Here is a 21,275-nt window from a genome sequence, read left to right as displayed (position 1 = left end):
ACCAAACGGGCCTTGGACATGAGGACACCTCGCGATCACTGGGCTGTCCTCTATGTCGGGAGACATCCGTCCTCGATGTCAATGAATCACAGACCCCCTCGGACACACGACTGAGGCGAGCGAAATGAGCGCTCGCGTTCATTTCCGAGCCGATGGAGTGTGTTGAGCGGCGAAGCCGCGAACACACAAGACTGAGGCAACACGAAGTAGGCCGGCCGTCGCCTTGACTCGCTGAAGATGCGAGTCGTAATCAAGTCCTTAACGGCCAGGCTCGACTCCACGGCGTCAACCAAAGCAGCGATTTTCGTATTCAACTCGCTGAGCTGGCGCTGCAAGGTGGCATAGTAAGTTCCCGCTGCCGGGTATGTGTCCTGTCCTGCGACTCGACGAATGGCCGGCCCTCTACGCACGTCTGCGTGATCGCCCGGTCGCACACGGTATTGACCGCCTCCGGCGCCCCTTGAGCCCGCGCTAACGGCATCGTCGCTCAGGAGTCGGCGATATTGATGAACAATGTTGCGGCGCGGGCGATTACATTACGGTCTTCGGCGCTGAGGGCCCGGAGTTGTTCGTCGAGCCAGGCGTTGCGCTGCGCGCGGGCAGCACCGGCGACTTCGTGGCCTTCAGCGGTGGCGCTGAACAGTACTTTGCGGCGATCGCCCGGGTCAGGACTGCGCACGGCATACCCGGCTGACGTCAGACGATTCACGGTCTGACTCATGGATGCAGGCGATACCCTGTCGCGTTCGCTGAGTTCGGTGAGGGTCTGCGGGCCGTGTTTGTGGATGCTGGTCAGTACAGCGAGCGCCGCGTCTCCGAGCTCGCCTTCGGGGCGCTCGCTACGGAAGCGACGGTAAAGGCGGCCGACCGCGAACCGTATTTGAGCACCCAGGTCAGCGTCTACGGCTTCAGTGGACCGTCGTTCGATTGCCTTCTCCGCCACAGATCATTACTATACCTAAGAAGACACTTCTTATACCTAAAGAAATGGGTTACGTTCTGTGTTAGCCAATCCGCTCGGCATCGCATTGCGTCACCGCCGCGCCGGCGAGCACACCCTGGCCTGGGCGCGACAGGATCTGTACGCGCCAGAGAACTTCACCTTGACCAGCCCTGCTTTTGAACACGGTGCGGCGATACCAGAAAAACACCGCGGCAAGCTATTTGGTGCCAACGTCTCGCCCGCGCTCAGCTGGACGCCGCCGCGGGCGGGCACCGTTGAGCTCGTCCTGCTGGTGCAAGACGCCGACGCTCCTGGCCGTCGCCCGGCCACCCACGCACTCACCCTGGGTATCAGCCCTTCGCTGAGCGGGCTTGCGGAAAACGCCCTCACCGACCCCAGCCCGATTCCGGGAATCAGGCACGGAAAAGGTCCGCTCGGCCGGTGTGGCTGGGCCGGGCCCTTGCCAATCCGCTCCCACGGTCCCCACACCTACGCGTTCCAACTCTTCGCCCTAGCCCACCCCAGCGGGCTACCGGCCAAGTGCGCTCTCGACGAGGTTCTTGCCGCCATCTCGGGTCACGTTATCGGCCGCGCCCGACTCGACGGAATATATGAAAGCCGTTAGAACACAAACAAACCCAAGGAGCCAACATGACATCCAGTAGACAAGACGGCGATGCCTGGGATCTGGCATCCAGCGTCGGCGCGACTGCCACCATGGTCGCGGCGGCACGAGCGATAGCAACCCGAGCTGAACAACCGATCATCAACGACCCGTTCGCCCAACCACTCGTGCACGCGGTGGGTATCGACCTACTCACCCGCCTGGCCAGCGGTGATATCACCGCGAGCGACTTGAACAACGCCGGGTCGGGTTCTTCCACCCTCGCCGACAATCTCGACCAGGTATTGATCGACGCAGCAGCCGTGCGCACCAAGTTCTACGACGATTTTTTCATCGACGCCACCACGGCGGGCATCAAGCAAGTCGTGATCCTGGCTTCGGGCCTCGATTCTCGCGCGTACCGACTGCCCTGGCCGACCGGGACCGTGATCTATGAAGTCGACCAGCCGGACGTCATCGACTTCAAAAACCGCACCTTGACCGATCTGGGTGCCGCGCCCACCGCCGAACGGCGGGCAGTCTCAGTCGATCTCCGCGACGACTGGCCCGCCGCGCTGCGTACCGCAGGATTCGATCCTGCGCAGCAAACAGCATGGAGCGCCGAAGGTCTACTCGGCTATCTGCCGCCAGAGGCCCAAGACCGCCTGCTCGACACCATCACCGAACTCAGCGCATCGGGAAGCCGGCTGGCTACAGAGAGCACCCCAAACCCTGGTCCAGGCCGCGACGAGAAAGCCAGGGAGCACTTGCGCGAGCTGTCCCGGCGTTGGGGCACACACGGTTTCGATCCACAGATGTCAGACCTGGCATACCTGGGTGAGCGCAACGAAGCAGCTCCCTACCTCATCAAACGTGGCTGGACACTGAGTGGCAGCAGCATTGCAGACCTGCTCGCGACCCATGGATTTCCACCGATCGAGAACGACGACATCCGCTTCGGCGACACACTCTTCGTTCACGGCACACTCACCGAAACCGGCTAAACGCAGCAACGAGCTGTAGTGACATCAGCAAGCAGACCAGCTATAGTGCCGCCAGCAAGCTGTTGAAGCCCTCGGTCATCGATGGGTGGGTGTAGATCGAATCCCGCAGCTCCGAGGCGGTGATGCCGTGCCGGATGGCCAGCGCCACCGTATTGATCACCTCGTGCGAGTCGTAGGACAACAGCGCCGCACCGAGAATCGTGTCGCTGCCGGAGTCGACGACGACCTTCATCATGCCGGCATCCTCACCGACTATCCGGGCACGCGGCATCGTCGCCATGTCCGCGACACGCATACTGGCGACTTTGACGTCGTGCGTCTGCCGGGCCTCCTGCTCGGTCAGGCCGACCCGAGCCAGCGGCGGCGTCATGAACAGCGCGTAGGGCACGGCCGCCCGCGTCGCGGTGCTGCGTTTGCCGTCGCCGTCCAGCTGTGACAGCACGACGCGGTAGTCGTCGAGCGAGATGTAGGTGAATTGCGGTCCGCCGTTGACGTCGCCGACGGCGAAAATGTGCGGCTGACTGCTACGCAGGTGGTGGTCGACGACGATGGCGCCCCTGGACGTGGTGTCGACCCCCGCGGCGTCCAGGCCGAGTCCGTCGGTGACAGGTTCCCGGCCCAGCGCCACCAGGATCGCGTCGCTGTCGACCTCGCGGCTGGCGCCGTCGACCTGGTAGGACACCGTGGAGCAGCCGGTATCGTTGCCGGACACTGAGGTGACCGATGCCGACGTGACGACGTCGATGCCGCGGGCGACGAGGATGTCGCGGGCGCAGTCGGCGACATCGGCGTCCTCGCGGCTCAGCACCCGCGGGCCGCGGTCGAGGATCGAGACCTGCGAGCCGTACGCGGCATACATCGCCGCAAACTCCAGACCGACATACCCGCCGCCCAGCACGGTCAGCCGCTTGGGCAGTTCGGCCGTGCCGAGCAGATCGGTACTCGTGTACACACCGGGCGCGTCGGCGAGCCCGGGAACCGGCGGCAGCACCGGCCGCGAACCGGTGCCGACCACGATCCATTTCGCGGCCACTGTAATTGCTTGTTCGTCAATGGTTTTGACATTCAGCGTATGAGGGTCGGTGAATTGCGCATGCCCGGTCAGCACCTTCACCGTGTCGATGCGATCCAGCGTCGCGAAGTTGATGTCACGCAAGGACGCGGTCAGCTGTCTGGTGGCGGCGACGGCGTCCCGGTAGCGATCGGGATGGGTGCTGGACGCGTCGAGATGCTCGGAGCGGAACACCATCGATTTCGTAGGGACGCAACCAATGTTGATACAGGTGCCGCCGTACATCAACGGCGACTGCTCGATCATCACCACCCGCCAGCCACGCTTACCCAGCGCGGCAGCGAGCGTCTTGCCGCCCTTGCCGAAGCCGACAACCGCCAGATCCACCTCGAGTGACGTCACGACAGCAGTGTATGGGCCCAATCCCTTTGATGCACAAGCTATTCGATTGGGCCGGAAAGCGCGGGTAAGGTGGTGTGCACCTGATGAACCCACGAAACGGCTTTCTGCGCCGCACGCCGACGCGATCCTTTAAGGACCGCCACGAAGCCGGTCGCGCGCTGGCCGAGCAGCTAACGTCTTACCGCGACAAGGACGACGTGTTGGTGCTCGGCTTGGCGCGCGGCGGCCTGCCGGTCGCCTGGGAGATCGCCGCGGCGCTGCACGCCGAGCTGGATGTGTTCCTGGTTCGCAAGCTGGGGGTGCCGCGCTGGTCGGAACTCGCGATGGGCGCGCTGGCCAGCGGTGGCGGCCTGGTGATGAACGACAACGTGGTCTCCAGCCTGCACATCACCGACGAGCAGGTGCGCGAGGTCATCGACAGCGAGACGGCCGAGCTGGCGCGGCGCGAGCACGCGTATCGGGGTGGCCGGCCCGTCGCCGACCCGCGGGGCAAGATCGTGATCCTGGTCGACGACGGCATCGCCACCGGCGCCAGCATGATGGCCGCCGTCCGGGCTATTCGGGCCGCCGGGCCGCAGTCCATCGTCGTCGCGGTCCCGGTCGGGCCGCAGTCTGTTTGCCACGACCTCGCGCGGGTGGCCGACGACGTCGTATGCACAACGATGCCGCCGGGATTCGAAGCCGTAGGACAGGTTTACGGCGACTTTCACCAGGTCAGCGATGATGAGGTGCGCCAGCTGCTGAGTACGCCGACGCGCTGAGGCTACTTGGCCGGATCCTCGCCGCGGGTGTCGGCCGGGACCGTCTCGTCGGCCGGCTGCTCAGCGGTTTCGTCCGAAACTTCTTCCGGGTAGTCGACTGCCTCTGCTTCGGCCTCTTCGGCCGGCTGCTCATCGCGCGCTTCGTCACTCGAGTCAGGGCGCTGCCGTTCCCGCAGTGCGTCGACGATCAGCAGCACGACACCCAGGACGCTGGCCCCGATGCACACCCAGGCGACCAGCTCGTTGCTCGTCACGACTGCGAACACCAGCGCGACAAGCCCGATCAGGGCCAATACCAGCGCAATGATCAGCATCGGTCATCCTCCAGCCGACGGGCGGGACTGCCAGGTCCAGTGCACATAAGTGTGCCGAACAGGGCGTCCGGCACTAATCCCGGCTAGTTATTACCCCGATTGAATTGGTCGAACCCACCGGCATCGGCGCTCGAGTCGACGGGAGCCGCCGATCCGCGCTGGCCGAGTTCCTCAAGCTGGGACTCGAGATAGGTCTTGAGGCGGGTGCGGTATTCGCGTTCAAAGGTGCGGAGCTGCTCGAGACGGCCTTCCAGCACGGTGCGCTGCTGGTTGATGGTGCCCATGATCTCGGAGTGCTTGCGTTCGGCGTCGGCCTGCAGAGCGTCGGCCTTCTCCTGCGCCTGACGCAACTGCGTCTCGGAGCGGGTTTGCGCGTCGGCCAGCATCGCGTCGGCGCGCTGACGAGCTTCGGTGACCGTGGTTTCGGCGGTCTGCCGGGCCTCGGTCAGAATCTGGTCGGCGTTGGCGCGAGCGTCGGACAGCAGCTTGTCCGACTCGGCCTGTGCGGTGCTGGTCAGCCGGTCCGCGGTGTCCTGGGCCAGGCTCAGCACGCGGGCCGCCTTGAGGGCCTGCTCCTCGTTGGTCCCGGTTGCGGCCGCCGGCGCGGGCGCCGCCTTGACCGGTTCCGGCTCGGGCTCGGGCTCGAAAACAGGGGCGACAGGGGCGGGTTGAGCAGCAGGGGCGGCAGCGGCGGCGCCGCCGCCGGCGGCCAATTCACGGTCCAGCTCCTCGACCCGCTGGCGCAGATCGGAATTCTCTTCGATGAGCCGCGTCAGCTCGTTTTCCACCAGGTCGAGGAACGCGTCGACCTCGTCCTCGTTGTAACCGCGCTTGCCAATAGGCGGCTTACTGAACGCCACATTGTGGACGTCGGCTGGTGTAAGCGGCATTGTTTCGTCCCCTCAAGTTCCCGTCAAACGTTCTCGAAAGTGTAGAACGGAGTGGCAGCGGTTGTGCAACTGCCGCCCATCCTGTCACACCAGACCCGGCGGTTGCCGATTAGCCCAATAAATAAGACCCAATTTCAAACACTAAGAGTCATAAAATCCCAATCCTTAGAATTTGCAAATCGCGCGCATCAAACCGAGGCCGATCCGTGGCCAAACCGTCGCTTAGGGCCGCCGACACATAACGCGGCTCACGCCGCAGCGCCGAAAGCGAGCTGCATGCCGATGAACGCGACCAGCAGCAGGACCATGATGGACAGGTCGAAGCGGACCGCTCCGATGGTGAGCTGAGGGATCAGTCGGCGCAGCAACTTCACCGGCGGGTCCGTGATCGACATGATGATCTCCAGAATCACCACGGTGAGGCCGGTGGGGTGCCAGTCACGGCTGAACGAGCGGATGAACTCGACGACGACCCGCGCGATGAGCAGCAGCCAGAAAATGAACAGCGCAAACCCAAGGATCTGAAAGAACAGCACCAACGAGAGCCCGACCTTAACCGATGAGACGTCAACCGCCGCGCGATAGCGCGGACATCGCAAGAGTACCGACTCACCCCTGAGCGGACATCTCAGATGCACCGCATCGGCGGCCGGGCGCCAACCATCTGACCCCGCGCTCGCGCGGGGACGATGGGGCTATTGGTAAGCGTAGAAGCCGGTTTCGGCGATCCGGCGGCGCTCCTCCGGCGAGACGTCGACGTCGGCGGGCGACAGCAGGAACACCTTCGTCGCCACCTTGTCGAACGAGCCACGCAGGGCGAACGCCAGCCCAGCCGCGAAGTCGACGAGCCGCTTGGCGTCCGCGTTGTCCATCGACACCAGGTCCATGATCACCGGGGTACCGTCGCGGAACCGCTCGCCGATGGTGCGGGCCTCGCTGTAGTCCTTGGGCCGCAGCGTCGTGATCTTCGACAGCGGGTGGCCGTCCTCGAACATCATCGCCATCCGGCGCGGATCCATGGCCAGGGCGCCACGGGTGCCGCCACCGCGGAGGAAGGACCCCAGCCGCGGGCGCCCCATCTCCGGGCGGTCGAACTCACGGCCCCGGAACGGCGGTGGCTCGTCGGCGTACCCACCGCGGTAGCCGGCCGGCGCGTAGTCGCCGGGCTCGCCGCGGGGGTCGTCGTATTCGGGGCGGTCATAGCCGCGGCCGTAATCCTCGTCGAAGCGAGCACGAGGGAATCCGCGCGACGGTGCGCGGTCGTCGTAGTACTCGTCCTCGTAGTCGTCCATCGGGGCCATACCGAAATAGGCCTTGACCTTATGCAGTGTGCTCATTGCGTACGACCCCTTCTAGCCCCTGGGATTTCTGTTGTCTGTGATGAAGGTGTGACTACAGTGACTACTCACGGTGACGGTAGCCGCCGTGGGCCCAATAGCGCGGTACCGACACGCACACACGTCGAACCGTGTTTTACGGCAATTTCGAAATCGTTGGACATGCCGGCAGACAGACCGGCGGCATTCGGGTGCGCTTCCAGCACCCGGCGATGTTCGGATTGCAGCCGCTCAAAGGCCGGTTCGGGATCGGCGTCCAGCGGCGGAATGCCCATCAGCCCGAGCAGTTCCAGGCCTCGTGACTCCTCGACCTGGGCACAAAGCTCGTCGAGGGGCCCCGGCGTCGTGATGTCGATGCCGCCGCGCGAGACGTCGCCGTCCAGACTGACCTGAACGTAGACGCGCAGCGGGTGCTCCCGGCCACCTTCGGCCAACGTTGCCGTCACCGCCCGTTCCAGTGCCGTTACCAGTTGCGGGCTGTCGACCGAATGAGCGGTGTGCGCCCAGCGGGACAGCGCGCGCGCCTTGTTGCGCTGAATCCGTCCAACCATGTGCCAGTGCAACTCTCGCGAATCCGGCTGCCCGGAAGTCGCGGAAGCACAAGCCAAGCGAGTGAGTTCCGCCACCTTTGCGGCCGCTTCTTGTTCCCGCGATTCGCCTACCGATCGACAACCCAATCGAGACAAAATCGCGACATCAGTTGCCGGAAAGAATTTCGTAATTGGAAGAAGTTCAATTTCGCCGACATTGCGTCCCGCCGCTTCCGCGGCCGCCGCTAGTCGCGAACGCACTGCGGCCAACGCGTGAGTCAATTCAGTTTCGCGACTCCCCTGACTCGACGCCGAGTCCGCCATTCCAACCGCCATCGCGGTCACTCCATCCAGACCAGCGACGCCAGCCGCCCGGTCGGGGCGTCCCGGCGATGACTGAACAGGGCGGCGTCGGCAACCGTGCAGCGCGGATCGATGTCGATCGATGTGACGCCCAAATCCTTTAGCTGGCAAGCGATTCCGGCCCGAAGGTCTAGCCCTGGCTTGCCGTTCGCGGTGGTGGCGCGGCTGCCCGGCAGGGCCGCCTCGACCTCGTCGGCCATCGCCGCGGGCACTTCGTAGTTGCGCCCGCTGACCGCCGGGCCGAGCAGCGCCGAGATGTCGCCGGCCTGCGCGCCCAGCGTGCGCATCGCCTCCACCGTGCGCGCCACCACTCCCCGCGCCGCGCCGACCCGTCCGGCGTGGATCGCCGCGACCACCCCCGCGCGCGCATCGGCCAGCAGCACCGGCACGCAGTCGGCCGTCACCACGGCCAACGCCAGCCGGGGTGTGCGCGTCACCAGTGCGTCGGTGTCGTCGAAGGCGGTTTCCCGCGGCTCGTCGACGACCTCGACCCGATCGCCGTGGACCTGGTTCATCCACACCACCCGATCGGCGCCCAGGCCGATGGCGCGGGCCAGCCGGGCGCGGTTGGCGGCCACCGCCGCGGGGTCGTCACCGACATGGTCGCCGAGGTTGAAGGTGTCGAAGGGCGGTTTCGAGACGCCGCCCGCGCGGGTCGTCGTCACTCGCCGGATGCGAACGCTCACGTGACCAGTATCCGGAGCGTCGCGTCTGCGCTGCTTCGCCTCAGCGGCGCATGAAGGGCGGCACATCGACGTCGTCGTCATCGCCACCGATACTCAGCGTCGCACCGTTGGTGTGCACCGGGACGCTGACGGCGTCGACCGGCTCGAACAGCGTCGAGGTGAGCTTGCCCGCCTTCGCCGACTCGATCCGGTGGGCACCGCCGGCCTTCTCCCCCTTGTCGGCGCTGCCGCCGACCACGGGTTTGCGCCCGGGTCCCTGCGCATCGAAGCCCGCGGCGATGACGGTGACGCGCACTTCGTCGCCCAGCGAGTCGTCGATCACGGTTCCGAAGATGATGTTGGCGTCCTGGTGGGCGGCGTCCTGCACCAGCGACGCCGCTTCGTTGATCTCGAACAGGCCCAGGTCGCTACCCCCGGCGATCGACATCAGCACGCCCTGGGCGCCCTCCATCGAGGCTTCCAGCAGCGGGGAGTTGATCGCGATCTCGGCGGCCTTGAGCGACCGGCCTTCACCGCGGGCCGAGCCGATGCCCATCAACGCCGTTCCGGCGCCGGACATGATGCCCTTGACGTCGGCGAAGTCGACGTTGATCAGACCGGGCGTGGTGATCAGGTCGGTGATGCCCTGGACGCCGTTGAGCAGTACCTCGTCGGCGCTGCGGAACGCGTCCATCAGCGATACCGCGGCATCGCCCATCTGCAGCAGTCGGTCGTTGGGGATCACGATCAGCGTGTCGCAGCTCTCGCGCAGCGAGTTGATGCCGTTTTCGGCCTGGTTGCTGCGCCGTTTGCCCTCGAACGAGAACGGCCGGGTGACCACGCCGACGGTCAGCGCGCCCAGCTTGCGCGCGATGCTGGCGACGACGGGCGCGCCGCCGGTACCCGTTCCGCCGCCCTCACCGGCGGTCACGAAGACCATGTCCGCACCGCGCAGCAGCTCTTCGATCTCGTCCTTGGCGTCCTCGGCGGCCTTGCGCCCGACCTCGGGATCGGCGCCGGCGCCCAATCCGCGGGTGGAGTCGCGGCCCACGTCGAGCTTGACGTCGGCGTCGCTCATCAAGAGTGCCTGCGCATCGGTGTTGATCGCGATGAACTCGACGCCCTTGAGGCCCTGTTCGATCATCCGGTTGACGGCGTTGACGCCGCCGCCACCGATACCCACAACCTTGATGACGGCCAGGTAGTTATGCGGGGGGGTCATCATCTCGTCTTCCTCCCTGGTGGGGATTCGGTTCTTACCGGTAAAGTCGCGGTTCCCCGTGGCAAACTCTCAACCTCAACCATAGAGTTAGAGTTATGTCAAGTAGTTCCGCGCAACCAGAACGGTATGGGTACTACGCGCACTAGCCCCGCAGGCGCGCCGACGCGCCGCGCGCAAATTTTGGTCAATTTCAGGCCCCGAGCGCGGGTCGTTACTTGACCGTGGGCAGATCGGGACTGGACACGTCGTAGGTCTTACCCGGCTGCGTGAGCAGGGCGGCGAGCTTTTCGGCCTTCTCGTCCGTGCGGTCGGTCGTCCCCCAAATCACCACTCGCCCATCGCCGAGGGTGAGCGTGATCGAGGCCAGCGACGGCGCCGCGATCCGGCCCACCTGGCCCGCGACCTCGGGGCGCAGAGCCAGCAACACCTGGAGCGCGGCCTTGGTGGTCGGGTCGGCCGGCCCGGGGTTGGCGACGTCGATATACGGCAGCGCCGGCGGCGGCGGCCCGGTCGCGAAGTCGACGCCGTCGCGGTCGAACAGGTGTGGCCCGTCGGGAAAGTCCTTCACCACGACGGGAATTCGCTCGACGATCGTGATCCGCAGCGCCGACGGATACTGGCGCTGCACCCGCGCGCTGGCCACCCGGCGGATCGCGGCCACCCGGTCGGCGACCTGGTTGGTGTTGATCTGCAGCAGCGGCGTGCCGACCCGCACCTGCGCGGCGTCGAGGACCTCTTCGCGGGTTACCGCGCCGGTGCCGGTGACCACGATGTTGCGCGCCGACATCACCGGGGTGAAGTAGAGGACCAGCGCCAGCCCGACCCCGACGACGACCAACATCACGGTCGCGAGCAGCATCTTGAGGCCCCGGACGACGCCGCGCGCAGGCTTTTTGGGGGCGTCGGGTCCGCCGCCGATGCGGCCGCTGGCCCGGCGCTTGGCTTCGCGGCGCGCTTCCTCGATCGCGATGGCCCGCTCCTGCGCGGCGCGGCGCTCGGCTCGCTCGCGGCGGGCCCGGCGGCGCGGTCCCTCGAATTCGACGTGCTCGTCCTCGGCGCGGCCGGCAACCGGGCGGGACTCTTCGACGGGGATCGGTTCGGTGACCGCGTTCTCGTCGGCCGGCGGGGGGAGTTCACCCGCGTCGGCGGCCAGGTCGTTGGGCTCGGTCATCGCAATACCCCGGGCTGGCCGGGCGCGCTGCGATTGGCGCGCACCCGCAGCGCATTCACGATTTCGGGACCCAGCAGCGTCACGTCGCCGGCCCCCATCGTCACGATCACGTCTCCGGGGCCGGCGGCCGCGGCGACCTGCTCGGCGACCGCGGACAAATCCGGCAGATAGCGCGCGGGCACGCTGACGTGCTCGGCGACGCTGGCCCCACTGACACCGGCCAACGGCTGTTCGCGCGCGCCGTACACGTCGAGCACGAACACCTCGTCGGCGGCGTCCAGGGCGTGGCCGAACTCGGCAGCGAAAGCCTTTGTCCGCGAATATAAGTGGGGCTGAAACACCACCAGCGAGCGACCCTCGCCGCCCTGCTCGACGACCGTGCGGACCGCCGCCAGCGTGGCACTGATCTCGGTCGGATGGTGGGCGTAGTCGTCGAACACCCGCACCGAGCCGACCGTTCCGACCAATTCGAAACGCCGACGCACGCCCTCGAACCCGGCCAGCCCGTCGAGCACCTCGTCGGTCGGGGCGCCGACCTCGATCGCGGCCAGCAACGCACCCAGCGCGTTGAGCGCCATATGCCGTCCGGGCACCGACAGGCGCATGGCGCGCACGGGTTCGTCACCCAACCGGATATGTGCGACCGCTCCGGTGCCCTGCTGCTCCCAGGACAGCAGCGTGCCGGCCAACTGCTGGTCGGGCGCGGATCCGTAGCGCAGCACCCGGATTCCCAGTTCGCTGCTGCGCCGCGCCAGCGCGGCGGCGCCCGGGTCGTCGGTGCAGACCACCAGCGCTCCGCCCGGGGCCAGCCGCTCGACGAACGCGTCGAAGACCGCGACGTAGGCGTCCTCGCTGCCGTAGAAATCCAGGTGATCGGTCTCGATGTTGGTGATCACCGCGACGTTGGGTGTGTATTCGAGCAGCGAGCCATCGCTTTCGTCGGCCTCGGCGACGAAGCAGTCGCCGCTGCCGTGGTGGGCGTTGGTGCCGGCCTCGCCGAGATCCCCGCCGACCGCGAACGACGGGTCGCGCCCGCAGTGCTGCAGCGCCACGATCAGCATCGACGTCGTCGTGGTCTTGCCGTGGGTGCCGGTGACCATCAGCGTGGTCCGTCCGTCCATCAGCTTGGCCAGCACGGTCGGCCGCAACACCACCGGAATGCCGCGGCGCCGGGCCTCGACCAGCTCGGGGTTGGTCTTCGGGATGGCGGCATGGGTGGTGATGACCGCGGTCGGGCCGCCGGGCAGCAGGTCCAGTGACGACGGGTCGTGCCCGATGCGGATCTGGGCGCCCCGGGCCCGCAGCGCGTGCACACCGCGGGATTCCTTGGCGTCGGAACCCGATACCTGGGCACCGCGGTCCAGCAGGATGCGGGCGATGCCCGACATACCGGCTCCCCCGATGCCCACCATGTGCACCCGGTGAAGCTCGGGGGGCAACTGGTCGGCGCTCATCGCGCTCCCCTGGCTGCCTGCCCCCTAACACGTGCTTGTCGCGCGATGTCCAGGGCCGCCGCGGCGACCTGACGCGCCGCGTCCGGATGCCCCACCCGGGCTGCGGCCGCGGTCATCGCCGCCAGCCGCGGCGGGTCGGTGAGCAGCCCGCTCACCTCCCGTGCCACCAGGTCCGGCGTCAGAACGGCGTCCGCGATGACCATGCCGCCGCCGGCGTTGACCACCGGCAGCGCATTGAGCCGCTGCTCACCGTTGCCGATCGGCAGCGGTACGTAGATGGCCGGCAGACCCACGGCCGACACCTCGGCGACCGTCATCGCCCCGGAACGGCAGATGGCCAGGTCAGCGGCGGCATACGCCAGGTCCATCCGGTCGAGATACGGCACCGCGCGGTAAGGCGGATCGCCGTCCTGGGGTTCGCGCAGCTCGAGGGTGTTCTTCGGCCCGTGCGCGTGCAGCACGGATACGCCCGCGGCGGCCAGCTCGGCGGCGGCCCCCGAGACCGCGCGGTTGAGCGAGACCGCGCCCTGCGAACCGCCGAACACCAGCAGCACCCGCGCGTCGTCGGCGAACCCGAAATGCCGCCGCGCCTGGGCCCGCAGCGCCGCGCGATCCAGCGAGGTGATCGTCGCGCGGACCGGCACCCCGACCACCTCGGCATGTCGCAGCCCGGAATCCGGCACCGCGGACAACACCCGGTCCGCCGAGCGGGCCCCGACGCGGTTCGCCAGCCCGGCGCGGGCGTTGGCCTCGTGAATGACCACCGGGATACGACGCCAGACCTTGGGGAAACCGCGGGCGGCGAGGTACGCCGGCAGGGCCACGTAGCCGCCGAAACCCACCACCACGTCCGCGTCGACGACGTCGAGCACCGAGCGGGTCTCGCGCACGGCGCGCCACACCCGCGGTGGCAGCCGGGCCAGGTCACCGCTGGGTTTACGGGGCAGCGGCACCGGGGTGATCAGCTCGAGGTGGTAGCCGCGTTCGGGCACCAGCCGGGTCTCGAGTCCGCGCGAGGTGCCCAGCGCGGTGATGCGGACCTGCGGATCCAGCGCGCTCAGGGCATCGGCGACGGCCATCGCGGGCTCCACATGGCCGGCAGTGCCGCCGCCGGCCAGTACGACCGACAAGGCACCGGCGGGCGAGGGACTAACCCCCTGCCCGCCGGTCGGCTCCTTGAACGTGTGATTCACCCGTAACGCTGACCTTCCAGTGCGCGAGCGCGCCGTGTTTGGCGCTGACCGGCTCCCTGTCTGGGGTAGCGCTGATCAGATCCATGATGCCTTGACCGGGGTTCGGTGCGAACAGCTGTCCGCGGAAAAACCGGGCGCAGCGGCGGCTCGGGCTCGCGGCGTCCCTTACGCGCGGGTGGCTCGGCTTTCCGGGCGGGGGCGTTGCGCCCACGCGCCGGGGCCGTCGGCCGCGGCGCTCGCGGCTGCGACTTCTTGCGGTCGCGGAACGACTCGAGGCGCGTCGGCGAGTACGGCTCCGGCAGCGGCAGCCGCAGCAGCCGGTTCATCTTGTCGTCGCGCCCGGCGCGCAGGGCGGCCACCGCCTCGGGCTCATGACGCGCCGCGTTACACATGATGCCGATCATGAAAAGCGTTGCGGCCGTCGATGTTCCGCCCGCTGATATCAATGGCAACTGCAGTCCGGTCACCGGCAGCACGCCGATCACGTAGCCGATGTTGATGAAGGCCTGACCGAGGATCCACATCGTGGTGGTGGCGGTCAGCAGCCGCAGGAACGGGTCGGCCGACCGGCGGGCGATCCGCATCCCGGTGTAGGCGAACAACCCGAACAGCGCCAGCAGCCCGAAGGCGCCGATGAAGCCCAACTCCTCGCCGATGATCGCGAAGATGAAGTCATTGTGGGCATTAGGCAGGTAGTTCCATTTCGCGGTGCCCTGGCCGAGGCCGTCGCCGAAGATGCCGCCGTGAGCCAGCGCGAACTTCGCCTGACGCGCCTGGTAACCGGTGTCCTGCGGGTCGTTCTCCGGGTTGATCCAGGAGCGCACCCGGTCCGACCGGTAACCGGCCGACATGGCCAGCACCGCGCCGGCCATGAAGACCGCGATCAGCGACGTCCCGAAGACTCGCAGCGGCAGGCCGGCGTACCAGAGCAGGGCCAGCAGAATGATGCCCATCGACACGGTCTGCCCGAGGTCGGGCTGGGCGACGATCAGCCCGAGCGCGATGACCGCCGCCGGCACCAGCGGGATCAGCATCTCGCGCAGCGAGGCCCGCTCCATGCGCCGCGACGCCAGCAGATGCGCCCCCCAGATGGCGAATGCGATCTTGGCCAGCTCAGAGGGCTGCATCGAGAAGCCCGCGACGACGAACCACTTCCGCGAGCCGTTGGCGAGGTTGCCGATGCCGGGAACGAGCACCAGGACCAGCAGGATGATGGTGACGACGTAGCCCGGGAAGGCCACCCGGCGCAGGAAGCGCACCGGCATCCGCATCGAGATATAGGCCCCGATGACCCCGATGACCGTCCACAACACCTGCTTGCCGAAGATCACCCACGCCGAGCCGTCGTCGCCGTAGGACCGCACACCCGAGGCCGACAGCACCATGGTCAGGCCCAGGGTGGTCAGCAAACCGGCGATCGCGACGATCAGGTGGAACGAGGTCATCGGCCGGTTCAGCCACGCACCGAACCGGGCGCGCGGGCTGTGCTGTGGATCCTTGACCTGCACTTTCGCCGCCGCCGGGGCCTTGTCAGGCGCTTCGTCCGGGCTGGTTTCGCAGGCATCGGACGGCTCGACGGCTTCCATCGCGTCCGTCGACTCCTCGGCATCCGTTACGGTGTCGGCCCGGGTGCTCTCCGGGACGGAACCGGCCGCCTCGACCGGCTCGGCCGGCGACTCGATGTTCTTCTTGTTCCGGCGTAGGCGCCGGGTCAGCGCGTTACCCACACCCGCCTACCGCAGCGCCGCGCGTACAGCGGCGGCGAATGCGTCACCACGGTTGGCGTAGCTGCTGAACTGGTCGAATGATGCCCCCGCCGGCGCCAGCAGCACCGTGTCTCCCGACTTGGCCAAATCACGAGCCGCCGCCACAGCAGCGGTCATTACGCGAGCGCCGAGACTATCCCCCACACTGTCAACTTTTGTCACATTAGTATCAGCAGTCGCATGCATACCAGCATCCTCGCCTGTCACAACCTGGACGACGGGGACATCGGGCGCGTGTCGCGATAACGCCTCGGCAACCTCTTGGCGGTCTCGGCCGATGAGTACCGCCCCGACCAGGCGAGATGCCATTCGGGCGACCTCCGCGTCCAGTGTGGCGCCCTTGAGCAAACCGCCGGCCACCCACACCACCCGCGGGTAAGCCATGACCGACGCCTCGGCGGCGTGCGGGTTGGTCGCCTTCGAATCGTCGACGTAGGTGATCCCGTCGGCCACCGCGACGACTTCGCTGCGGTGCCGTCCCGGCTGAAACGTCGAGATGGCGTCGGCGATCGCGGCGGCGGGCACGTCAACGCAGCGCGCCAGCGCCGCCGCGGCCAGGGTGTCGAGCACGCCGACCGGGCCCGGCACCGGGATGGCCGAGACCGGCAGCAAGGTCAGGCCGTCGGCAAACGCGCGGTCGACCAGCTGACCGTCGCGCACCCCGAGCTCGCCGGCGGCCGGCTCGCCGAGGCGGAAACCCACCCGCACCGGGGCCGCCGCGGTGCTCAGCAGGGCGGCGGCCCGGCTGTCGTCCAGCCCGACCACCGCGACCCGGCCGTCCAGGACGCGGGCCTTGGCGGCGGTGTACTCGGCCATCGACGCGTGCCAATCGAGGTGGTCCTCGGCGATGTTGAGCACCACGCCCGCCTCGGGCCGCAGCGACGGTGCCCAGAACAGCTGGAAGCTGGACAGTTCGACGGCCAGCAGATCGGCCGGCTGGTCCAGGACGTCGAGCACCGGGTCGCCGATGTTGCCGCACAGCAGGCTGCGTCGCCCGCCGGCGACCAACATGGCGTGCAGCATCGAAGTTGTCGTGGTCTTGCCGTTGGTGCCGGTCACGACCAGCCAGCGGCGCGGTGTGCCGTAACAGCCCGCGGCGTCCAGCCGCCAGGCCAGTTCCACGTCACCCCAGATCGGGATGCCCGCCGACGCGGCGGCGGCCAGCACCGGCGCCGACGGCTGGAATCCGGGGCTGGTGACCACCAGCGCATAGTCCGCGATCCGCTGCACCGCGGTCGCGGGATCGACTGTAAGAACCCCGTTTTCGGCGTAGGGCGCCAGCATGGCCGGATCGTCGTCGCACAGGGTGGCCACGGCGCCGAACCGGGTCAGCGCCCCCAGGATCGCCCGCCCGGTCACCCGGGCACCGGCGATCAGGACGGGCGCACCCGCCGCCAAGGGTTCGAGCCCGGACATGTCATGCGCCGATCGTGGCGAGCCACTCACCGTAGAACAGCGCCACTCCCAGCCCGCACGCGATCGCGGTGAGCAGCCAGAAGCGGATGATGACCGTTGTTTCGGCCCAGCCGCTCAACTCGAAATGGTGATGGAAGGGCGCCATCCGGAACACCCGGCGCCCGGTGGTCCGGAAGGTGAGGATCTGCAGCACCACCGAGACGACCTCGGCGACGAACAGCGAACCCAGCACCACCGCGAGCAGCTCGGTGCGGCTGGTGACCGACAGACCGGCGATGATGCCGCCCAGCGCCAGCGAACCGGTGTCGCCCATGAAGATCTTGGCGGGCGCGGCATTCCACCACAGAAATCCGATGCAGGCGCCGGCGGTCGCGGCCGCGACCAGGGCCAGGTCCAACGGGTCGCGCACGTTGTAGCAGCCCAAGCCCGGGGCGGTGGCGCACGCGTTGCGGTACTGCCAGAAGGTGATCAATACGTAAGCGCCGGTGACCATCGCCATGCAGCCCGCGGCCAGTCCGTCCAGGCCGTCGGTGAAGTTGACCGCGTTGGACCAGGCGCTGACGACGACGACGCAGAAAAGCACGAACAGGCCGGGAGCCAGTGTGACAGTAGCGATTTCACGCACGTAGGAAATGTTCGCGCTGGCCGGTGTCAGGTTGTTGGCATTGTGGAACTGCAGGACCAGCACACCGAACAGCACCGCGGCCACGATCTGGCCGACGGTCTTGGCCGTCTTGTTCAAGCCCAGGTTGCGCGAGCGGCGGATCTTGATCAGGTCGTCGAGGAAGCCGACGCCGCCCAGCATGGTGGCCAGACCCAGCACCAGCAGACCCGAGGCCGACGGGCCCTCGCCGTCGAACGCCAGCCCGGCGAGGTGCGTGCCCAGGTAGCCGGCCCAGATACCCGCCACGATCGCCACACCACCCATCGACGGGGTGCCGCGTTTGGTGTGGTGGCTCGGCGGGCCGTCCTCGCGGATCTGGTGGCCGAAGCCCTGCTTGGTGAACAGCCGGATCAGCGCGGGGGTCAGCAGAATCGACACGGTCAGGGCGATCGCGACGGCGACGAGGATCTGCCTCACGGACGGACCTCGTCGGCGGGTGCGTCGGCGACCAGCGCCTCGGCCAGCGCGCCGAGCCCGGCGGCGTTCGACGCCTTCACCAGGACCACGTCGCCGGGCCGCAGTTCGGCCCGCAACACGTCGAGGGCGGCCTCGCCGTCGGCCACCTGCACGACCCCTCTATCACCGGAAGCGCCCCAGGAGCCCTCCATGACCGCAGCGTGGTGCATGGCGGTTACCGACCTCCCCATTCCCACGACAACAAGTCGAGACACATCTAAGCGCACCGCCAGCCGGCCGATGGCATCGTGCTCGGTTATCGCGTCCTCCCCCAGCTCGGCCATCTCGCCGAGCACCGCCCAGCTCCTGCGCTTGGTGGCGGGGTCAGCCCCGCTAGCGCGGGCGATCTGAGCCAGCGCCTGCAGTCCCGCGCGCATCGAGTCCGGGTTGGCGTTGTAGGCGTCGTCGATCACCGTCACCCCGTCGGCGCGATTGGTCACCTGCATGCGGTGGCGCGACACCGGGCCCGCCGCGGCCAGCGATGCGGCGATCTGCTCGACACTGGCGCCGCACTGCAGGGCGACCGCGACGGCGCACAGCGCGTTGGTGACCTGGTGTTCGCCGTACACGCCCAGTTGCACCTCGACCTCCAGCGCGCCGCGTGCGTCCATCGCGTGCAGGGTAAAGCGCGGCCTGGCCAATTCGTCTAGCGACACGCCCTCCGCCCAGACGTCGCTGGGCCCCGAATCGGTCTCGCTGGATCGGCTGACCCGAACCACCCATCCCGCGCTGACGTGCGCCATCGCCGCCACCGATGGGTCGTCGACGTTGAGGATGACCACTCCGGTGGGCGGAACAGCTTGTGGCAGTTCGGATTTGGTGCGCGCAATCGCCTCGCGCGAGCCGAATTCGCCGAGGTGCGCGGTGCCGACGTTGAGCACCACGCCGATGGCGGGCGGGGCGATCTGCGCCAGCGCGGCGATATTGCCGGGATGGCGTGCCGACATCTCCAGCACCAGGTAGTCGGTGCGCCGGGTCGCCCGCAGCACCGTCCAGGGATGGCCCAGCTCGTTGTTGAACGAGCCCGGTGGCGCCACCACTTCACCCAGCGGCTGAAGCACCGCGGCCACCAGGTCCTTGGTCGACGTCTTGCCTGACGAGCCGGTAATCCCGATGATCGTCAACCCGCCCGCCACCAGCTCTTCGGCCACCGCCTTGGCCAGCTTGGCCAGCGCGTCGAGCACCGAAGCGCCCGAACCGTCCGGGTCGTGCTCGAGCACCCCGGCCCGCGAACCCGAAGCACCTTGTGGGGCAACGACGATGGCGGGCACCCCGACCGGCCGCGCGGCCAGCACCGCGACCGCACCGGCCGCGACCGCCGACGCCGCATGGTCGTGTCCGTCCGATCGGGCGCCGGGCAGCGCCAGGAAGAGTCCGCCTTGGCCGACGGCGCGGGAGTCGAATTCGACGGTCCCGGTGACGCGCAGTTCGGCGGCGTCTTGCGGCGTGATGTCGGACAGCGTGCCGCCGACGATTTCGGCGATCTGCGCGACGGTCAACTCGATCATCGGCGGTCTTCCAGCGCTTGGGCGAGTTCGACGCGGTCGTCGAACGGGCGGACGACATCTCCGGCGCGCTGCCCGGTTTCGTGGCCTTTGCCGGCGATGAGCACCACGTCGCCGGGGCCGGCCCAGCCGACCGCGTGCCTGATCGCCTCGCGACGGTCGCCGATCTCGACCACCTCGGCGCCGAACCCGGCTGCTCCGTTAAGGATTTCACGGCGGATGGACGCGGGGTCCTCGCCGCGCGGGTTGTCGTCGGTGACGACGACCAGGTCGGCCAGTTCGGCGGCGACGGCGCCCATCGGCCCCCGCTTGCCGGGGTCGCGATCGCCGCCGGCGCCGAACACCACCGCCAGCCGACGGCCCGGCCGCAGCAGGGTGGTCAACACCGCTCGCAGCGCGCCCGGCTTGTGGGCGTAGTCGACGAGGGCCAGGAAATCCTGGCCGCGGTCGATCTCTTCGAGCCGCCCCGGAACACGGGTGTTGCGCAGCCCGTCCGCCGCCTGCTCCGGCGAGACTCCGACCGCGTCGAGAATGGCCAGTGCCACAAGACAATTCGCGATATTGTAGGCACCCGTGAGGCGGATACCGATCCGGTGCTGAGCGCCGGCGGGGTCCACGGCGGTGAACTCTTGTCCCACGGCCAGCGGCGTCACGTCCGTCGCGCGCCAGTGCGCCGGCGCGCCGGTGGCACTGACGGTGATCGGATCGATGGCCCGCTCGGCCATCGCGCGCCCGGCCTCGTCGTCGATGCACACCACGGCCTTTGCCGCCCGCAGCGGCGAATTCGCATCGAACAGCAGGGCTTTGGCGTCAAAGTAGTCGGCCATGGTTGGGTGAAAGTCGAGATGGTCACGGGATAGGTTGGTGAAACCCCCTACCGCGAACCGGGTTCCGTCGACCCGGCCCAATGTCAGCGCGTGACTGGAGACTTCCATGACGACGGTGTCCACCCCGCGCTCGGCCATCGCGGCCAGCATCGCCTGCAGCGCGGGGGCCTCCGGAGTGGTCAGGGCGCTGGGGATGTCGGCGCCGTCGATGCGGATGCCGATGGTGCCGATCAGCCCGGCGGTGCGGCCGCCGGCGCGCAGACCGGACTCGACCAGATAGGTGGTGGTGGTCTTTCCCGACGTGCCGGTGATGCCGACGACCGTGACGGCCTCGGACGGATTTCCGTACACGGTGGCGGCCAGCCCGCCGAGCACGCTGCGCGGCGCTGGATGCACCAGCGTCGGCACCGCGGCTGGGCCCATCTGGTCGACTCCGGCAGCGTCGGTGAGCACCGCGACGGCGCCGCGGCCGATAGCGTCGCCGGCATAGCGGGCGCCGTGGGTGGCCGAGCCGGGCAGACCGGCGAACAGGTCGCCGGGCCGCACGTCCTGGGCACGCAGCGTCACGCCGGTGATCGGCAGGTCCGGGATGGCGCCGCCGTCGGCCGGCACCGCGCCCACCTGCGCCGCCAGCGCGGGCAGTCGCACCGCCGCGGTGATGCGGGGGCGCAACTCGGTGGGTACCGACACTTCCGTCACACCTCCCTGGGACGCCGCGCGATCGCGATGATCAGCCATGACACCCTACCGAGGCGGGCCGGGGCCGCGGGCACACC

General features: G+C 68.2%; 18 protein-coding genes and 2 pseudogenes. 3 read left to right on the top strand and 17 right to left on the bottom strand.

Features of this window, described 5'->3' with window-relative positions:
* Positions 1–487: 487 nt before the first annotated feature.
* The gene (locus AAHS21_RS25190; protein WP_342930245.1) at positions 488–943 is read right to left on the bottom strand and encodes a MarR family transcriptional regulator; all 456 of its coding nucleotides are present in this window, start codon (positions 941–943) and stop codon (positions 488–490) included.
* Between the two features lie 58 nt (positions 944–1,001).
* Here AAHS21_RS25190 and AAHS21_RS25185 point away from each other — a divergent pair, with 58 nt between their 5' ends.
* Both AAHS21_RS25185 and AAHS21_RS25180 read left to right on the top strand, forming a co-directional pair.
* Entirely contained in the window at positions 1,002–1,568 is a 567-nt protein-coding gene (locus AAHS21_RS25185; RefSeq protein WP_342930244.1) for a YbhB/YbcL family Raf kinase inhibitor-like protein, read from the top strand.
* A gap of 26 nt (positions 1,569–1,594) precedes the next feature.
* Positions 1,595–2,551 carry a class I SAM-dependent methyltransferase gene (locus tag AAHS21_RS25180; protein WP_342930243.1) on the top strand — a complete coding sequence of 319 codons (957 nt, stop codon included), beginning with the start codon at positions 1,595–1,597 and terminating at the stop codon, positions 2,549–2,551.
* Positions 2,552–2,591: 40 nt separating this feature from the next.
* Here AAHS21_RS25180 and AAHS21_RS25175 read toward each other — a convergent pair whose 3' ends face one another.
* The gene (locus tag AAHS21_RS25175) at positions 2,592–3,965 is read right to left on the bottom strand and encodes an FAD-dependent oxidoreductase (RefSeq protein WP_342930242.1); all 1,374 of its coding nucleotides are present in this window, start codon (positions 3,963–3,965) and stop codon (positions 2,592–2,594) included.
* 83 nt (positions 3,966–4,048) lie between these two features.
* On the opposite strand from AAHS21_RS25175, the pseudogene AAHS21_RS25170 reads away from it, so the two are divergent.
* Positions 4,049–4,726 (top strand): annotated as a pseudogene (locus AAHS21_RS25170) (phosphoribosyltransferase); the annotation flags it as partial.
* A 2-nt stretch (positions 4,727–4,728) separates the two neighbouring features.
* On the opposite strand, the gene AAHS21_RS25165 reads toward AAHS21_RS25170, so the two are convergent.
* The 15 genes and pseudogenes from AAHS21_RS25165 to AAHS21_RS25095 form a co-directional block, all read right to left on the bottom strand.
* A complete protein-coding gene (locus AAHS21_RS25165; RefSeq protein WP_342930241.1) occupies positions 4,729–5,040 on the bottom strand; it encodes a hypothetical protein in 312 nt (103 codons plus the stop codon).
* Positions 5,041–5,123: 83 nt separating this feature from the next.
* Positions 5,124–5,930 (bottom strand): DivIVA domain-containing protein, encoded by an 807-nt coding sequence (locus AAHS21_RS25160; RefSeq protein WP_342930240.1) that lies wholly within the window; start codon positions 5,928–5,930, stop codon positions 5,124–5,126.
* 248 nt (positions 5,931–6,178) lie between these two features.
* Entirely contained in the window at positions 6,179–6,469 is a 291-nt protein-coding gene (locus AAHS21_RS25155; RefSeq protein ID WP_044506515.1) for a YggT family protein, read from the bottom strand.
* Between the two features lie 156 nt (positions 6,470–6,625).
* Entirely contained in the window at positions 6,626–7,267 is a 642-nt protein-coding gene (locus AAHS21_RS25150; protein WP_342930239.1) for a cell division protein SepF, read from the bottom strand.
* A gap of 68 nt (positions 7,268–7,335) precedes the next feature.
* A complete protein-coding gene (locus AAHS21_RS25145; protein WP_342930262.1) occupies positions 7,336–8,121 on the bottom strand; it encodes a YggS family pyridoxal phosphate-dependent enzyme in 786 nt (261 codons plus the stop codon).
* Between the two features lie 17 nt (positions 8,122–8,138).
* Complete coding sequence (gene pgeF, locus AAHS21_RS25140) at positions 8,139–8,846, bottom strand: peptidoglycan editing factor PgeF (RefSeq protein WP_342930238.1); 708 nt, start codon at positions 8,844–8,846, stop codon at positions 8,139–8,141.
* A gap of 40 nt (positions 8,847–8,886) precedes the next feature.
* A complete protein-coding gene (gene ftsZ / locus AAHS21_RS25135; protein ID WP_342930261.1) occupies positions 8,887–10,047 on the bottom strand; it encodes a cell division protein FtsZ in 1,161 nt (386 codons plus the stop codon).
* 211 nt (positions 10,048–10,258) lie between these two features.
* On the bottom strand, positions 10,259–11,218 hold the full coding sequence (locus AAHS21_RS25130; RefSeq protein WP_342930237.1) for a cell division protein FtsQ/DivIB: 960 nt from the start codon (positions 11,216–11,218) through the stop codon (positions 10,259–10,261).
* On the bottom strand, positions 11,215–12,672 hold the full coding sequence (gene murC, locus AAHS21_RS25125) for a UDP-N-acetylmuramate--L-alanine ligase (protein ID WP_342930236.1): 1,458 nt from the start codon (positions 12,670–12,672) through the stop codon (positions 11,215–11,217). The genes AAHS21_RS25130 and murC overlap by 4 nt, the downstream gene beginning before the upstream one ends.
* Positions 12,669–13,865: an undecaprenyldiphospho-muramoylpentapeptide beta-N-acetylglucosaminyltransferase gene (gene murG / locus AAHS21_RS25120; RefSeq protein WP_342930235.1), complete on the bottom strand. Its 1,197-nt coding sequence runs from the start codon at positions 13,863–13,865 to the stop codon at positions 12,669–12,671. The genes murC and murG overlap by 4 nt, the downstream gene beginning before the upstream one ends.
* Complete coding sequence (gene ftsW, locus AAHS21_RS25115) at positions 13,862–15,451, bottom strand: putative lipid II flippase FtsW (RefSeq protein WP_342930260.1); 1,590 nt, start codon at positions 15,449–15,451, stop codon at positions 13,862–13,864. The genes murG and ftsW overlap by 4 nt, the downstream gene beginning before the upstream one ends.
* Before the next feature lie 147 nt (positions 15,452–15,598).
* On the bottom strand, positions 15,599–17,047 hold the full coding sequence (gene murD / locus AAHS21_RS25110) for a UDP-N-acetylmuramoyl-L-alanine--D-glutamate ligase (RefSeq protein WP_342930234.1): 1,449 nt from the start codon (positions 17,045–17,047) through the stop codon (positions 15,599–15,601).
* 1 nt (position 17,048) lies between these two features.
* The gene (gene mraY, locus AAHS21_RS25105) at positions 17,049–18,128 is read right to left on the bottom strand and encodes a phospho-N-acetylmuramoyl-pentapeptide-transferase (protein WP_342930233.1); all 1,080 of its coding nucleotides are present in this window, start codon (positions 18,126–18,128) and stop codon (positions 17,049–17,051) included.
* Positions 18,125–19,675 (bottom strand): UDP-N-acetylmuramoyl-tripeptide--D-alanyl-D-alanine ligase, encoded by a 1,551-nt coding sequence (murF, locus tag AAHS21_RS25100; protein WP_342930232.1) that lies wholly within the window; start codon positions 19,673–19,675, stop codon positions 18,125–18,127. Before murF ends, mraY begins: the two co-directional genes overlap by 4 nt.
* Positions 19,672–21,242 (bottom strand): annotated as a pseudogene (locus AAHS21_RS25095) (UDP-N-acetylmuramoyl-L-alanyl-D-glutamate--2,6-diaminopimelate ligase). The gene murF and the pseudogene AAHS21_RS25095 overlap by 4 nt, the downstream one beginning before the upstream one ends.
* Positions 21,243–21,275: the final 33 nt, after the last annotated feature.

The organism is Mycobacterium sp. 050272 (genome assembly GCF_039023525.1).
Lineage (GTDB): Bacteria > Actinomycetota > Actinomycetes > Mycobacteriales > Mycobacteriaceae > Mycobacterium.
Note: the sequence above shows the minus strand (reverse complement) of the source record. Positions and strands in the feature narration are given on the sequence as shown.

Excerpts from the sequence above, each read along its gene's own strand:
- AAHS21_RS25145 (WP_342930262.1), bottom strand. The coding sequence starts at position 8,121 with ATGGCGGACTCGGCGTCGAGTCAGGGGAGTCGCGAAACTGAATTGACT.
- ftsW (WP_342930260.1), bottom strand. The coding sequence starts at position 15,451 with ATGGAAGCCGTCGAGCCGTCCGATGCCTGCGAAACCAGCCCGGACGAA.
- murD (WP_342930234.1), bottom strand. The coding sequence starts at position 17,047 with ATGTCCGGGCTCGAACCCTTGGCGGCGGGTGCGCCCGTCCTGATCGCC.
- AAHS21_RS25180 (WP_342930243.1), top strand. The coding sequence starts at position 1,595 with ATGACATCCAGTAGACAAGACGGCGATGCCTGGGATCTGGCATCCAGC.
- murF (WP_342930232.1), bottom strand. The coding sequence starts at position 19,675 with ATGATCGAGTTGACCGTCGCGCAGATCGCCGAAATCGTCGGCGGCACG.
- AAHS21_RS25165 (WP_342930241.1), bottom strand. The coding sequence starts at position 5,040 with ATGCTGATCATTGCGCTGGTATTGGCCCTGATCGGGCTTGTCGCGCTG.
- AAHS21_RS25160 (WP_342930240.1), bottom strand. The coding sequence starts at position 5,930 with ATGCCGCTTACACCAGCCGACGTCCACAATGTGGCGTTCAGTAAGCCG.
- AAHS21_RS25150 (WP_342930239.1), bottom strand. The coding sequence starts at position 7,267 with ATGAGCACACTGCATAAGGTCAAGGCCTATTTCGGTATGGCCCCGATG.
- murC (WP_342930236.1), bottom strand. The coding sequence starts at position 12,672 with ATGAGCGCCGACCAGTTGCCCCCCGAGCTTCACCGGGTGCACATGGTG.
- ftsZ (WP_342930261.1), bottom strand. The coding sequence starts at position 10,047 with ATGACCCCCCCGCATAACTACCTGGCCGTCATCAAGGTTGTGGGTATC.
- AAHS21_RS25130 (WP_342930237.1), bottom strand. The coding sequence starts at position 11,218 with ATGACCGAGCCCAACGACCTGGCCGCCGACGCGGGTGAACTCCCCCCG.